Raw genomic sequence first — 15,184 nt, forward strand, 5'->3', positions numbered from 1 at the left:
ATGATGGCAGGACCCTTTAAAATAGGTGTCGATGATGACACCGGCGCAGATCTGGGCTTTGTGCTCAGCTGTCTTGCGCTTGGCATGATCACGATGGAAGAGCTCCACATGTGGATCCATCACGTGATTGCACAAACACCCGGTGGCGACGTGCCACCACATTTGGTGGCGCTGCTTGCACTGCAAAAACCCGCAAGCGTATTCCGCCCGAACGATGCTGTGATGCGCCGCATCCCACACGACCCATTCATCACCGACGACCGTTTTGACGCAATGCTGGGGCTACAGTTCTTTCTGCGCCGCGACAAAACACAAGCCGTCGATATCACACAGGCCGAGGCAGAAGACGCCCTACGCCGGAACCCAGAAGTGGCTGACCGCTTCTTTGCCCTATTTCCATTCTTGATGGAGAAAGTTGCCTAAATGGACTTTGCGACCCTCTTGCAGATGCTAGACGCGACTTTGCGTCTAGCGACCCCGCTTTTGCTGGCCTGTTTGGCTGGCTTGTATTCTGAGCGGGCCGGAATTTTCGACATCGGGCTAGAGGGCAAGATGCTGGCGGCGGCGTTTATGTCGGCAGCGATTGCATCTGTCACAGGCAACGTCTGGTTGGGACTATTGGCGGGCATCGGTGCATCGATGCTGCTGTCTGGTATTCACGGGTTGGCATCGATCACCTTCCGCGGAAACCAGTTGATTTCCGGGGTCGCGATTAACTTTCTTGCGGCGGGCTTAACGGTCGTTGTCGCCCAGAGCTGGTTCAAACAGGGGGGCCGTACGCCGCAACTGTCTGGCGATGCGCGCTTTAACCCTATCGAGCTGCCCTTTGCAGAGCAGCTTCGCGATGTGCCCGTGTTAGGGACGATTTACTACGAACTGATTTCGGGTCACACAATCCTTGTATATGTGGCCTTGCTGCTCGTTCCGGCAACATGGTGGATACTATATCGCACGCGCTTTGGACTACGTCTGCGTGCTGTGGGTGAAAACCCTGCCGCTGTTGATACCGCCGGCGTTTCGGTCATCGGCTTGCGCTTTGCGGCTGTGGCGATCTGTGGCGTGCTCTGTGGTATTGCTGGCGCGTATCTAGCGACAGCATTGCAAGCGGGCTTTACCAAAGACATGAGCGCCGGTCGCGGCTACATCGCTTTGGCCGCACTTATCTTTGCGAAATGGCGCCCATGGTACGCGCTATATTCGTGCCTGCTGTTCGGTTTCCTTCAGGCGATGGCGCTACGGTCCGACGTTGTTGAAAACGTCATTGGCTTTGCGTTGAACAACCAACTGCTGGACGTACTACCGTTTATCCTTGTGGTCATCTTAACGGGTTTCGTAGGCAAGGCCGCTGGCCCCAAAGCGGGGGGCGAAGCCTATGTCAAAGAACGCTAAGGCACTTGCTGACCAAATTCGCGGCATCGCTGGCGATGCACCCGTCCAGATTGGTCTAATCCTTGGATCGGGCCTTGGGCATATTGCGGATACTGTTGACGGCGTTGCGATCCCTTATGGTGACCTACCCGGTTTTCCACACGCGGGCGTGTCCGGACACAACCCCAACCTTGTGATCGGCGATCTTGAAGGCGTGCGCGTGGCCGTCTTTGGTGGCCGCGCGCATTATTATGAAAACGGCAAAGCCGACGCCATGCGCCTCCCGCTTGAGGTATTGCGCGAACTTGGTGCGGATCGCGTGATCGCGACCAATGCTGCCGGGTCGATGCGGGCTGGCATGCCGACCGGGTCCATCATGTGCCTGTCCGACCATATCAACTTTTCCGGGCTGAACCCGCTGATCGGTGAACCAACCGACGCGCGCTTTGTCCCGATGAAAGACGCCTACGATCCTGAAATCCGTGCGGCGCTACGCACGGCTGCCGATACTGCAGATGTCGAAATGGCCGATGGCATTTACGCGTGGTATTCCGGTCCATCGTTCGAAACACCCGCTGAAATTCGTGCGATCAAATTGCTTGGCGCTGATGCCGTGGGCATGTCCACCGTTCCCGAAGTTATCCTTGCCCGGTTCCTTGGCCTAAAGGCTGCCGCGATTTCGACCATTACCAACATGGCCGCCGGGATGAGCGACGAGAACATCAGCCACGAGCACACAAAAGCAATGGCACCAATTGGTGCGGCCAAGCTGGAAAAGGTCTTGCGCGGGTATCTAAAGGCGCGAGCCTAGGTCAGCCCCCCTTTCAAAATCGGCAATTCAGCACCTTACATGCATTAAATTTGTGCGACCGTTTGACACTCAGGCGGGAAACGGTTTTGGTGTGGGTACAGGCACAAACGCCCGGATCAGTTCATGCAAGTTTATCTTCCCATCGCCGAAGTATCGGTGAACGCTTTTCTTCTATTAGGGATCGGCGGATTGGTCGGAATTTTGTCGGGAATGTTTGGCGTTGGTGGCGGCTTCTTGATCACGCCACTTCTGTTTTTTATCGGCATCCCACCAGCCGTAGCCGTCGCAACAAGCACGAACCAAGTTGTCGCTTCGTCATTTTCCGCCCTTCTTGCCCATCTCAAACGCAAAACTGTCGACATGGTGATGGGCACGGTGCTGCTGATTGGCGGGCTTATTGGGTCTGCGCTTGGGGTCTTAGTATTTAGCTACCTGCGATCATTGGGTCAGGTCGATCTGCTTGTTCAGCTTTGCTACGTGCTGTTCCTTGGCGTGATCGGCGCACTGATGTTTGTCGAAAGCCTGAACGCAATTCGCCGTGCGAACAAGCCGGGTGCGCGGGTGATCCGTCGCAAACACGGCTGGGTCCATAACCTACCCATGAAGATGAAATTTCGGGTTTCGGGGCTTTATATCTCGGTCATTCCGCCAATTCTTGTCGGGATGTTCGTTGGGGTCCTTGCCGCGATCATGGGCGTTGGTGGCGGGTTTATCATGGTCCCCGCGATGATCTATTTGCTGGGCATGCCTACCAAGGTCGTGATCGGTACATCGCTGTTTCAGATCATCTTTGTTGCCGGCTTTACGACAGTTTTACACGCCACCACCAACCACACGGTTGACGTTGTACTGGCCCTACTCTTGCTAATTGGCGGCGTTATCGGCGCCCAATTTGGGACCCGCCTTGGTGTACGGATGAAGGCGGAACAGCTGCGCATCCTACTAGCCACATTGGTCTTAGGGGTTTGTATAAAACTCGCAATTGATCTGTTGATCAAACCGACCGAGCTTTATTCTTTGACGGCGGGGATGCCATGATCCGGTTGATCGCATTCCTGCTGATATGTGCCCTGCCCGCGCATGCCGAAGAAGAAATCGTGCTGGGCCTGTCACAGGACCAAGTCGCGATTACAGCGACATTCGAAGGGTCCGATATCCTCGTGTTCGGTGCAGTAAAGCGTGAAACCCCTATCCCCGACAAAAGCGAGCTTGGCGTGATCGTCACGATCGCAGGGCCAGATCAACCCGTCGATATCTGGCGCAAAGACCGCCGCGTCGGCATCTGGATCAACACGGATGAGGTCGAAGTCGACGCAGCCCCGTCATTCTATGCCGTCGCAACATCCGCACCGATGCGCGATGTGCTGCATCATGTCGAAGACCTACAATACCGCATCACCACCCCCCGCACGATCAAGGCGATTGGCGGACAAGTTAGCGATAGCGTTGCCTTTATGAATGCGCTGATCCGCATTCGAACCGACGAAGGGCTGTACCAGCGGCTAGAAGGCGCGATTGACCTTGAAGAGGACACCCTGTTTCGGACTGCGATTACGTTGCCTGCGAACTTGACCGAGGGGACATACGAGGCGCGTATATTTCTAACCCGCAATGGTCGTGTGATCGACGAATACCGGACCGAAATCCCGGTGCGAAAGGTCGGGTTAGAACGCTGGTTATATAACCTCGCCCACAATTACGCCCTGCTGTACGGGCTGATGTCGCTGGCAATCGCTGTCGGCGCCGGTTGGGGTGCCTCCGCGATCTTTGGGATGTTGCGCCGCTAACCGCGCCCGATATGTGGCATCTTCGTTGCCATCACCATCATCGACTGCACGTTCGCCTCAGCAGGAAGCGAAGCCATGTGGTAAACAGACCGCGCCACATCTTCGACGGCCATCGTTGGCAACGGCTCTAAACCTTGGGCGGCACGCGCCTTTTCCAGGTTTTGCACCATCTCGGTACGCGCATTGCCAATGTCAATTTGACCACAGGCGATATTGAACGCCCGCCCATCAAGCGTGATCGTCTTAGTTAACCCCGACACGCCGTGTTTCGTGGTCGTATAGCAGATCGACCCTTCGCGCGGCGTATAAGCCGAAATAGAACCGTTGTTGATGATCCGCCCACCTTGTCGCGTTTGGTGGCGCATCTGCCGGAATGCAGCACGCGCACATAAAAACATGCCCGTTAAGTTCACGTCGATCACCTGCTGCCAATCCGACAGCGCGATTTCGTCGATGGTTGTTTGCGGACCAAACATACCAGCGTTGTTAAACAACACATCCAAATGCCCAAAAACGGCAAAGGCGCCATCAACTGCCCCCTCATCTGTCACGTCACAGGGAAAGTGCACCGCGTTAGCGTGGTCTATTTCCGCTAGCGCATCCGCACGACGCGCGATCAGCCCAACACGCCAACCGTTGTCTAGGAAATGTTCAGCTGTGACGCGCCCAATACCACTGCTGGCGCCAGTGATCATGATTGTCTTCATGGTTCCTCACTTGTCAGTTCTAGGGGCGCGGCTGGGACTTCAAGGTCGTCAACACGCAATATACCATCGGGCCGCGCCAAACGGTTTCGAACAACCCAACGCAACTGTGTTTCGGCCCGGGTGATCGCGACATAGGCTAGCCGTTTCCACAACGGCTGTCCCGCCTCAACACGGCCCATGCGGCTGGCCGCGTAAATATCGGGGGCAAAGACCTGCACCGTGTCCCATTGCGAACCCTGTGCCTTATGAATGGTAACGGCTGCCCCGTGAAGGAACGTGGCCCCCATGCGGGCAGCAAAAGGGATAAACGGTTCTGCGTCGCCTTCTTGTTCGATTTTAACGATGCTTGCTGCGCTGACCTGTGGGTCCTCAGCGCCCATCACATGCAAGCGTGAAAACCCAGGCTTGCGACCCGGCCCAAGGTAGATCACTTGCGCGCCCTTGATCAGGCCGCGTGCCTCTAGGTCCAACCGCTTTTTGCGGTGTTTCATCGGCAATTCAATACCGTCACAAATCAACGGCTCGCCCGGTAGCAATTCGTCATGCGGGGCACCAAACGCAGACCGAAATGCATGGATCAGACGAATACGGGTGGCGTTGCGCCAGACCAGACAGGGGGAACGTGCCATCAAATCGGCCTCGACCCGTTGTGCCATCACGACACGTTCGTCCGTTTTCGACGCCTCTTCAACCATGCGCTCAAAGGCATAGAAATCGAGCTGCGGATCAGCCAAAGCATGCGCCAGATCAAGGATCGGGTTACCCGCGTCCTGCCGGTGGATACGGTTCAACGTTAGAACGCGCTTTTCCGGCAGGGTTTCAAATACCATCCCGCCAGACGACTGCACCGGGGGTAACTGCGCCGGATCGCCAAACAGGATTAGGGTCGGGAAAATCTCTTGCAGGTCTTCGAACTGCTTGCTGTCCAGCATAGAGCTTTCGTCAACAAAGCCGATATCCAACGCTTCTTCGCGCCGCTTCCAGCCCGTAATAAAATCGCTTCCACGCAGACCAGCCGCCGCTAATGCAGCGGGAATGGATTTGTTTACCTGATAGGAGGCAAAGGCGCGATCAAGCGCGACATCTGTCAGGCCTTCGATCTCGGGGCGCTCACCCTGTCCAGCCAGCCATTCAGCCACCTTTTCGTATTCTGGGTCATAGACAGGCGTATAAAGAATACGGTGGATCGTCGTCGCGGGAACCCCACGATTTCGCAGCACACTCGCGGCCTTGTTGGTCGGTGCCAAAATCGCCAGTGTTCGGCGGTCTTTGCGTTTTCGACCTTCCCAATCGCCGGAAATAACGTCAACGCCCGCGTCTTCCAGTGCTTTATATAGCTTGGCCAAAAGCATGGTCTTGCCCGATCCAGCCTTGCCAATGACAGCCATCACTGATGACTTGTCAGAGGCGGGCGGCATAAGCAGGCTATCGTCTAAATCCACGCCGGATTGGCGCAGGGCGGTCGCGACGTTATCCCAAGCCTCGGCCTGATCGTCTGAAAATGTGATGACTGGTGCGTTCATGCCGCGACAGTACCTGTACCATCGCGGCGGGACCAGTGGATTAGGCCACCTTTTGCATCTGCTGAATGGACCGCCCAAAAGAAAGATCAAACCACAGCTCTGACACGTCAGAGGAAACCTCTGCCCGGCGTAAAACGCGCACGCGATCTTCGGGACGATAAGCCCATAATCCAACGCTAATCTTATCGCGGCCTTCGCCTGAACTACCCAATACTTCGGGCGATGCGCCAATCATCGAATATATCCTGACCATACGCGGATCAAAAACCCCCAATAGATGGGTTAGCGAAAACGCACGCATTAACTCTCCGCCTGCCAACATCATGGCTGCCGCGACCCGTGGGGTTGCCTGCTGCCCCAATACAAAACGCGTGCATTCCCAGATAAAGGGACTTTCGATTCTTTCGCCCTTCAGCAAGTCGCTAAAGTGATCATTGACCATCGTGCGCTCTGACGTCGGCAAAAACCGCATCGATCCACCATGGGTGCCATCGGCGTTTTCCCAAATGACATAAAGCGGGTTCATCGCGTCATATTCGTCCCGCTCCCAACCGTTTTCATCGACGGTCACCGCCCATTTCAGACGCTCTGAAAACTGGGTCGCGCGGTCCTTGTGCATAGTATCTTGAAGTACGGGAAATTGAGAAAGATCATTCCCATAAATGTAACGAAGCATTCCATGCTCCCCTTGAGCCGTTAACGATGTCTCAAGGGTAGAAGCCGTCACACAGGTATTTCGTTAATTGCAAGAACCGTTCGTTAACGTATTCTTAATAAAATGCCGCATTGCAGCGTTACCCCGAATCGCGACCAGGCCAACCGCCTCGCGCGGCTTTTGCCGCACCGCCCAATACAATCAGACCTTCAGCAACGGCCCGTGCAACAGCATGGGTTGTATTCGATGCGCCCAGCTTAAAACGCGCACTTTCGATATAGGCCCGCAACGTATGCTCAGAGATATTTAAAAATTCTGCCACCTGTGCCCGCCCATGGCCCATACCAAGATAGGTTAACGCCTCAATTTCACGCGGCGAAAGCTGACGGACTGGCTCTGGCCGACGACGGCTTTCCAACTCCATCGCTTTGCGGTTCAGATAATGTGCGATCAAAATCCACTCTCGCTGATTGGATTTCGTGAAACTTTCCCAAGCTTCATCGTCAGTGGTATGAGATGCAGTCAACAACGCGAGCTGACCATTTGGGCCACGGATTGGGAATGAAAACCCTTGATTGCCAACGCCATGCGCAATCGCATCTTTTTGAAAAGCCTGCGCCGCACGCGATGACCAGTCAAGTGACTTCCAGTCCGCGGGATGGAAGCGTTGAAAACAACCAATCACGACCGGATCAATACGCATATAATCGCGTTCGACATAGCGTTGCACCCAAACAGGATCGTAAGTACCGAACCCGTATTGTTCACCATCTGCGCTTAACCAATGGTAGACCACATGATCAACTGCAAACTCATCACGTAAGCGCACGATCAGACCTTGAAGGTCGTCAAGCGCGCCTGCCTGCTCCAGTGCTTGGAGAAAACCGTCGATTTCCAGGACTGTCTCCCTGCGTCAAGTGACAAGTATTTTCGACCATCCGGCCGATTTCTGCGGATGCGACAAGTGTCGTATTTTCAAGCTGTGCTTCTAACATCGGAAGGTCGTGCGTATTCGCAAAGCGTTTCAAATCGGCAAGTACGTCGATGATCCAATCGTGTCCCATTTTCATGTCTCTCTACTAATCATTTTTGTTTTACTGACGGCAAGAGTATCAATGAAATTTATGAAACAATTATTCACACCTTCATACTCCCCAATAATAGTGAGTAGACGGATTACGATTTAAAATCATTGCGATAGCAAAAAAGGCGTCACCCGACTAGGTAACGCCTTTACGCCTTTTAACGCTGATATATGCGCTATTTCTTAGATGCCTCTAGCGTGTCATCAAGTGAACGCAAACCCGCTTTGGGGGATTGAATTAACACCGCCATATTTCCGGGCTTATGCTCATTTCTGCGCATCTTACTGTGTGCTTCTGGCAACTCATCCCAAGTAAATACTTCTGACATGCATGGATCAAGACGGCGTTCGATCATCAACTGGTTCGCGGAACTTGCTTGTTTCAGGTTGGCAAAGTGGCTTCCCTGCAAACGCTTTTGATGCATCCACATGTAGCGCACGTCAAACGTCAGGTTATAGCCCGTAGTCCCCGCGCAGATGACAACCATACCGCCACGTTTACACACAAAAGTCGAAACGGGGAATGTTGCCTCGCCTGGGTGTTCAAAAACCATATCGACGTTATTACCCTTGCCGGTAATTTCCCAAATTGCTTTGCCGAATTTACGGGTCTCGCTAAACCATTCTTTGTATTCGGGAGTATTCACCGTAGGCATTTGCCCCCAGCAGCTAAAATCGTTACGGTTAATCACGCCTTTCGCACCCAACGACATCACGAAGTCGCGTTTGCTTTCATCACTAATCACACCGATTGCATTCGCACCTGCAGTATTAATCAATTGAATTGCATATGATCCCAAACCACCTGACGCACCCCAAACCAAAACGTTTTGGCCAGGCTTCAATTCATGTGGGTGATGGCCGAACAGCATGCGGTATGCCGTCGCAAGCGTCAGCGTATAGCATGCGCTTTCTTCCCAGCTTAGGTGCTTTGGGCGGTGCATCAACTGCTGAGACTGAACGTTCGTGAACTGGGCAAACGATCCATCCGGTGTCTCATAACCCCAAATGCGCTGGCTTTCCGAAAACATAGGGTCGCCGCCATTACAGTGTTCGTCATCCCCGTCATCTTGGTTGCAATGGATGACGACCTCATCGCCAACCTTCCAACGCTTGACCTTGTCACCAACGGCCCAAACGATACCCGACGCATCAGAGCCCGCGATGTGAAAATCTGCGCCGTGAACGTCAAACGGGCTGATCGGAATACCTAGGCCGGCCCAGATCCCGTTATAGTTAACGCCTGCTGCCATAACGAGAACCAGCACTTCGTGGCTATCGGGCTTAGGCGTATCAACGACCTCTACCTGAAACGCCTGATCCGGCTCCCCGTGGCGTTCGCGGCGAATTGTCCATGCGTACATTTGATCGGGTACATGACCGACGGGCGGCAGTTCACCGACCTCATAAAGCGCCTTTTTAGGCGCCGTTGCGGGTGCATTCTGGTCTAGGGCCATATCGGTCTCCATCACTGAAAATCCATCTGTTGCTGCGCCGCAGAATCGGCGCTCTCACTGATGGATAATATTCGATGCGCAACTTTGCAACCTTAACGCCATTAATATTGTAATATTATGTCTGCCGCGTCGCAGCGTAACTTTCTCACAATCGTACTCCAAGAAGCACAAAGCAGCCGCACAGCCAGAATCCAGACGCCTTCTGCGCCTGAATCATAGCATAAAACGGGGATTTATTTCAGTTAGGATTGAAAGTGGTGCGCGATTGAATTCGCGTAATAAGCCAAGATATCCCGGCCTACTGTCGTGATTTGGATGCTGTCATCTGTCATTTCAACAATCCCACGCGCTACCAACTGGTCAAGCGCTTCGGACACAATAACGTCAGGGGTACGCCGCGGTAGCGGCATCTGCCCCGCCTGCAATGCAGTCAGCTTTGCATTAACCCGATCAATCAACGCAACTTTGTTATCGACCATATCGTTGATCAACGCATACGCAACGATAGGAACGCCCAAAACAGGAATGACCCGCCCAATGCGTGCCATAAGTTCATTTGCAACTTCATTGGTCAAATCATCAGATACCGTATCGCGAAACCGCGACAGTTCTAGCGGATCACCAAAGCTGACAGAGGCCGTTCCAAACGTATGAAACCGCCGCGTGATCCGTAACCACATATGTCGGCCAACACGACGGGCCACATCCCAAAACGGAGGCCGGAACTTGCGCGTTCCCGACTTATCAGCAGCTATCAAAATCGTATCCTCAAGCACCCGATCATAATTAATCGCGACTGGCACAAAGATAACTTCACGCTGCTTTGGGTCGAAATCGTCGATAATGTAGTTCAGCAATCCCACCCGAGGTGCCGCCATTCGACCGTTAAGGCTTAGCCCACCTTCAGGAAAAACAGCCTGACTAACGCCTCCGCGCGTCGCCATTTGCACATATCGGGCAAGAACCTTGCGATACAGCGCGCCCCGCGACTTACGCCGAATAAAATACGCCCCCATCGCGCGGATGATCGGCGATAGCGGCCAAACGCGGGCCCACTCCCCCACGGCGTAAGACAATGCTCCAGCGTTTGCAGCTAGATACGTCACCAACACATAATCCATGTTGCTGCGATGGTTGATCACAAACACAACGGCAGCGTCAGGATCAATTTCGGCCAATCGTTTACGGTCAAACGTCCCTAGGCGAATACGATAAAGCGACTTTGACAGCCAACGTGCCAACCTGATTCCAATGCTGAAATACGCGGTCGCTGAAAACGAAGGCACGATTTCACGCGCGTATCCCTTGGCCTTTTCAAAGGCGACGTTTTCGGGCACGTTTTCTTTACGAGCGTATTCAACGATGGCTTGCGTGACCTCGGGATCATAGATCAGCCGCTGGATCATGTCGTAACGACGCGCAAGCTTGAACGGCTCGATCGGACGCTGAAGGCGTTGATTTACTCGCGCAATGACCCTTTCAGCACGTTTTCGAAAAAACCAGCGCACGGACGGAAATAGGAAATGCGACGCGAACGTCACTGCTGCAAACAGGACAATCAGGGCAAAGGCCCACAGCGGCATTGAAACGGTTTGCGTCATTGCGCGAACCTGACAGGGAAACGACCTGACGTAAATCCCGTCATGCCGCAATGCAGCGAATTGACAGCGCCACAAAATATCGGATAATAAATTCTGAACGCAATAAAATTGCGCAACAAAACCAGAGGACCCGATATGTCGCAGACGCAGAAAGACCGCCCATGGCTATTTCGCACCTACGCTGGCCACTCGACGGCTGCAGCATCGAATGCGCTGTATCGCGGCAACTTAGCAAAAGGTCAGACCGGCCTGTCAGTCGCTTTTGATCTACCAACGCAAACTGGCTACGACAGCGACCACGTGCTTGCCAAAGGCGAAGTCGGCAAAGTTGGCGTGCCCGTCAGCCATCTGGGCGACATGCGGGCCTTGTTTAATGACATCCCGCTTGATCAAATGAACACCTCGATGACGATCAACGCGACGGCACCATGGCTACTGTCGCTTTATATCGCCGTCGCCGAAGAACAAGGCGCGGATATCAGCGCCCTCCAGGGCACCGTTCAAAACGACATCATCAAAGAATACCTGTCGCGTGGCACATATATTTGCCCGCCCGAACCGTCCCTGCGGATGATCACAGATGTTGCGGCCTATACCCGCGAGCATCTGCCCAAATGGAACCCGATGAACGTGTGCTCCTACCATCTGCAAGAGGCCGGAGCGACACCCGAAGAGGAATTAGCATTTGCCTTAGCAACGGCAACCGCCGTGTTGGACGACCTGAAGGGCAAAGTACCCGCCGAACACTTCCCAGCGATGGTTGGCCGCATCTCATTCTTTGTGAACGCGGGTATCCGGTTCGTGACAGAGCTGTGCAAAATGCGGGCCTTTGTCGAACTGTGGGATGAAATCTGCGCCGACCGTTATGGCGTTGAGGACGCAAAATATCGTCGTTTCCGTTACGGTGTTCAGGTCAACTCGCTCGGGCTGACCGAACAGCAGCCCGAAAACAACGTTTACCGTATCTTGCTGGAAACACTGGCGGTCACGCTATCGAAAAACGCACGTGCACGCGCCGTACAGCTACCAGCATGGAACGAAGCATTGGGCCTACCCCGCCCATGGGATCAGCAATGGTCACTACGGATGCAACAAATCTTGGCCTATGAAACCGACCTTCTTGAGTTTGACGACCTGTTCGACGGCAACCCGGCCATCGACCGAAAGGTGACCGCACTCAAAGAAGGTGCGCGCGCTGAACTTGCCCAGATCGACGGGATGGGCGGTGCAGTTGGGGCGATCGGCTATATGAAGTCACGACTGGTCGAAAGCAACGCTGCGCGCATCGCAGGGATCGAAAGCGGCAGCACAACTGTCGTCGGGGTGAACAAGTGGCAATCTGGCGAACCGTCCCCACTAACCGCTGGCGACGACGCAATTATGGTTGCCGACCCCAAAGCTGAAGCAGATCAATTGAACCGCCTAAAAGACTGGAAAACCACCCGTGATACCACTGCGGTAAACAACGCGCTCGCCGCCTTACGGATAGCCGCACGCGACGGTAGCAATGTCATGCCTTCATCGATTGCGTGCGCACGCGCAGGGGTCACAACAGGCGAATGGGCTGACGTTATACGTTCTGTGTTTGGGCAGTATCGCGGACCAACCGGCGTTAGTCAGAACCAGTCGAACCGGACAGAGGGGCTCGATGAACTCCGCGAACAGGTTGACCAAGTAAGTTCTGCGCTTGGAAGGCGGCTCAAGTTTCTTGTAGGCAAACCGGGGCTTGACGGGCATTCAAACGGGGCCGAACAGATTGCCACGCGTGCGCGCGACTGCGGTATGGACATTTCATACGAAGGTATCCGGTTAACACCTGACGAAATCATCGACGCAGCCCGCGAAAATAAAGCGCATGTTATTGGATTATCTATTCTATCTGGATCGCATCTTCCGCTTGTACAAGACGTAATGACCAAGCTAAATCTAACAGAATTGCGCGATATTCCGGTCATTGTTGGCGGAATTGTCCCCGACGACGACGCAAATGCGTTACATGCGATGGGCGTTGCAAAAGTCTATACACCTAAAGACTTTGAATTAAATGTCATCATGGCAGACATCATAAAACTGGTCGATGGGCGCTTTCTTGCCGGTGAATAGTAGTGCAATTACAAACAATTGTACTTTTGTATAAGAATTGTGCGATTCCAGTGTCCGTATCAGTACGCCTAATGTTAGTACGCGGAAACTAAAAAGGAGCCCGCCATGAACCTCGATCTCACCTCAATGTCCCGGACCGACCTTGAAGCACTAAAGTCTGATGTTGAAAGCGCATTGATCGAAGTTGCGGAAAAAGAAAAACAAGCAGCACGCCAAGCAGCCGAGCAAGCCGTTGCAGCATATGGCTTCTCATTGGACGACATCACTGGGAATGGGTCAAAAGGGCGCAAATCTGGCCCAAAGCCCCTTTCCAGCCCCAAATACCGCAATCCAGCGGATACCGACCAGACATGGACTGGAAAGGGGCGCCAGCCTCAGTGGTTTAAAGATGCAATAGCTGCCGGCCAATCGCCTGACGCAATGGAAATCTAAAACCGGTTATCTCTGCCACTTTGCGCACAAGCGGCTTATGCTGTGCGCAAACTGGACAGGAGATTAAACATGACAATTCACATTGGTGCAGAACCGGGCGACATCGCCCCAACCGTTCTCATGCCGGGCGATCCCTATCGCGCCAAATGGGCGGCAGAAACGTTCTTGCAGGATGTGCGCTGCATTAACAAAGTGCGCGGCATGCTTGGTTTTACCGGCAATTGGCACGGACACCCTGTCACAATTCAGGGCTCAGGCATGGGGATGCCGTCACTTTCCATCTATGCGAATGAACTGATTAAAGACTTTGACGTTCAGACGCTTATTCGGATCGGATCATGCGGCGGGATGCAAGAACACGTTGGCATTCGTGACGTCATTTTAGCAATGACAGCATCCACGCTGTCCACCCCGTCGCGCGGCATCTTCAAAGAACTGAACTTTGCGCCCTGCGCTGACTACGGGCTTCTTGCCGCCGCGCATAAGGCGGCCGAAACGAAAGACGTTCTGACACATGTTGGCGGCATCTATTCGTCAGATGTGTTTTATGACGAACGGCCAGACCTGAACGAACAGATGGTGCGCCACGGCATTCTGGGCGTCGAAATGGAAGCTGCCGAGCTTTACAACCTTGCCGCCCGCTACGGTCGCCGCGCGCTTGCGGTACTGACGGTCAGCGATCACCTGATCACAAACGAGGCCCTACCAGCCGAGGACCGCGAAAAATCGTTCGGCGACATGGTCGAAATCGCGCTCGAGGCGGCGTTCGCCTAAGCGCCGTGACTAAGGTCGTATTTATTCTTTGTAGGCGGCACCCAACGATCAAGGGTGCCGTCAGCAGGACGCAGCACCTCCATCTCTAACGGATAGCAAGCGGCGGCATCACTGGAATGCTCAGCACTGCAATCACCGCCCGGGCAGGCGCTGAGCACTGCAAGCAGATCAATCTCAGCGAAAATTTCGATATAGTCACCGGGGCGTACAGGGCTGGCTTTCATAAAGTACTGCCCAGTGTCACGGGTAAACCCGGTACACATAAACACGTTCAATACGTCATGCACATGATGCTCTGCCTCAGCCAGGGAAAGCCCGGAATGCGCAGCCAAGGCACGCGTCAGATTTGAATGGCAGCAATGATGATAGTCCTCACCAGACAAAAGCCGCCCCGTATAGGGATCGCATCGCGTGCCAATCACATCATGCACAGAGCCGCCATATTGGTCGATCCCGTACCAGTTCAACGTATCATACGTGATAGTAGCCATCGGGCGCATGCTCGGGAATGATGACCAAAGCCTTTCACCCGTCGTGACATGGGTCCCATGCAAAGCGCGTGTTTTCCCCGAATAGAACCGCTCAGACAAATCATTGGCGTTGAACAAGTTCAAATCGCCAACCTGTGACCCTTCGACCGAATGTATGCGCAAAAATTGCCCTGCTGGGACGGAAATTGCAGCGGCATCACGCGGCGGCACCGTAACACGCGACACAGATGTCAGGGTCTCACGGACTTTAGCATAAAACTGCATATCCGCCACAGGCAGGCCATCCGTTGGATAGCAAATCACAGGCGCAACAGCGCGGCGCGCGTCTGCATCATGCGGGATGTCGGTCATGCACATCCCCCTATAGCAGAAAACGCCACCCGAAGGTGGC

16 protein-coding genes are annotated in these 15,184 nt (G+C 54.0%); 8 read left to right on the plus strand and 8 right to left on the minus strand.

From position 1 onward, the window contains the following. The 5 genes from CYQ09_RS09830 (at position 1) to CYQ09_RS09850 (ending at position 3,966) form a co-directional block, all read left to right on the plus strand. Positions 1-423, plus strand: coding sequence for a hypothetical protein (locus tag CYQ09_RS09830; RefSeq protein ID WP_106745200.1), 423 nt, complete (start codon positions 1-3; stop codon positions 421-423). Continuing rightward, entirely contained in the window at positions 424-1,389 is a 966-nt protein-coding gene (locus CYQ09_RS09835) for an ABC transporter permease (protein ID WP_106745201.1), read from the plus strand. After that, positions 1,373-2,179, plus strand: coding sequence for a purine-nucleoside phosphorylase (locus CYQ09_RS09840; RefSeq protein WP_106745202.1), 807 nt, complete (start codon positions 1,373-1,375; stop codon positions 2,177-2,179). Before CYQ09_RS09835 ends, CYQ09_RS09840 begins: the two co-directional genes overlap by 17 nt. Positions 2,180-2,302: 123 nt before the next feature. Beyond that, positions 2,303-3,217: a sulfite exporter TauE/SafE family protein gene (locus CYQ09_RS09845; RefSeq protein WP_106745203.1), complete on the plus strand. Its 915-nt coding sequence runs from the start codon at positions 2,303-2,305 to the stop codon at positions 3,215-3,217. Then, on the plus strand, positions 3,214-3,966 hold the full coding sequence (locus tag CYQ09_RS09850; RefSeq protein WP_106745204.1) for a TIGR02186 family protein: 753 nt from the start codon (positions 3,214-3,216) through the stop codon (positions 3,964-3,966). Before CYQ09_RS09845 ends, CYQ09_RS09850 begins: the two co-directional genes overlap by 4 nt. On the opposite strand, the gene CYQ09_RS09855 is transcribed toward CYQ09_RS09850, so the two are convergent. The 7 genes from CYQ09_RS09855 to CYQ09_RS09885 form a co-directional block, all read right to left on the minus strand. Then, a complete protein-coding gene (locus tag CYQ09_RS09855) occupies positions 3,963-4,673 on the minus strand; it encodes an SDR family oxidoreductase (protein ID WP_106745205.1) in 711 nt (236 codons plus the stop codon). The two genes, CYQ09_RS09850 and CYQ09_RS09855, sit on opposite strands and share 4 nt — an antisense overlap. Then, positions 4,670-6,196, minus strand: coding sequence for an ATP-dependent DNA helicase (locus CYQ09_RS09860; protein ID WP_106745206.1), 1,527 nt, complete (start codon positions 6,194-6,196; stop codon positions 4,670-4,672). Before CYQ09_RS09860 ends, CYQ09_RS09855 begins: the two co-directional genes overlap by 4 nt. A 40-nt stretch (positions 6,197-6,236) precedes the next feature. Further along, entirely contained in the window at positions 6,237-6,872 is a 636-nt protein-coding gene (locus CYQ09_RS09865) for an acyl-homoserine-lactone synthase (RefSeq protein ID WP_106745207.1), read from the minus strand. Positions 6,873-6,990: 118 nt separating this feature from the next. Continuing rightward, a complete protein-coding gene (locus CYQ09_RS09870; protein WP_106745208.1) occupies positions 6,991-7,722 on the minus strand; it encodes a helix-turn-helix transcriptional regulator in 732 nt (243 codons plus the stop codon). Next, entirely contained in the window at positions 7,700-7,915 is a 216-nt protein-coding gene (locus CYQ09_RS09875; protein WP_162617632.1) for a hypothetical protein, read from the minus strand. The genes CYQ09_RS09870 and CYQ09_RS09875 overlap by 23 nt, the downstream gene beginning before the upstream one ends. 196 nt (positions 7,916-8,111) lie before the next feature. Continuing rightward, entirely contained in the window at positions 8,112-9,392 is a 1,281-nt protein-coding gene (ccrA, locus tag CYQ09_RS09880) for a crotonyl-CoA carboxylase/reductase (protein ID WP_106745487.1), read from the minus strand. A gap of 242 nt (positions 9,393-9,634) precedes the next feature. Beyond that, on the minus strand, positions 9,635-10,993 hold the full coding sequence (locus CYQ09_RS09885; RefSeq protein WP_106745210.1) for a 1-acyl-sn-glycerol-3-phosphate acyltransferase: 1,359 nt from the start codon (positions 10,991-10,993) through the stop codon (positions 9,635-9,637). A 135-nt stretch (positions 10,994-11,128) separates the two neighbouring features. On the opposite strand from CYQ09_RS09885, the gene CYQ09_RS09890 reads away from it, so the two are divergent. The 3 genes from CYQ09_RS09890 to deoD all read left to right on the plus strand — a co-directional run bounded on the left by CYQ09_RS09890 (position 11,129) and on the right by deoD (position 14,302). Beyond that, entirely contained in the window at positions 11,129-13,096 is a 1,968-nt protein-coding gene (locus CYQ09_RS09890; RefSeq protein ID WP_106745211.1) for a protein meaA, read from the plus strand. A gap of 105 nt (positions 13,097-13,201) precedes the next feature. Then, the gene (locus CYQ09_RS09895) at positions 13,202-13,528 is read left to right on the plus strand and encodes an H-NS family nucleoid-associated regulatory protein (protein ID WP_106745212.1); all 327 of its coding nucleotides are present in this window, start codon (positions 13,202-13,204) and stop codon (positions 13,526-13,528) included. A 69-nt stretch (positions 13,529-13,597) separates the two neighbouring features. Continuing rightward, a complete protein-coding gene (deoD, locus tag CYQ09_RS09900; RefSeq protein WP_106745213.1) occupies positions 13,598-14,302 on the plus strand; it encodes a purine-nucleoside phosphorylase in 705 nt (234 codons plus the stop codon). Here deoD and CYQ09_RS09905 read toward each other — a convergent pair. Continuing rightward, the gene (locus tag CYQ09_RS09905) at positions 14,299-15,144 is read right to left on the minus strand and encodes an urea carboxylase-associated family protein (RefSeq protein ID WP_106745214.1); all 846 of its coding nucleotides are present in this window, start codon (positions 15,142-15,144) and stop codon (positions 14,299-14,301) included. The genes deoD and CYQ09_RS09905 overlap by 4 nt on opposite strands. Positions 15,145-15,184: the final 40 nt, after the last annotated feature.

Origin of the sequence: Yoonia maritima, assembly GCF_002933395.1 — a bacterium.
GTDB classification, from domain to species: Bacteria; Pseudomonadota; Alphaproteobacteria; order Rhodobacterales; family Rhodobacteraceae; genus Yoonia; species Yoonia maritima_A.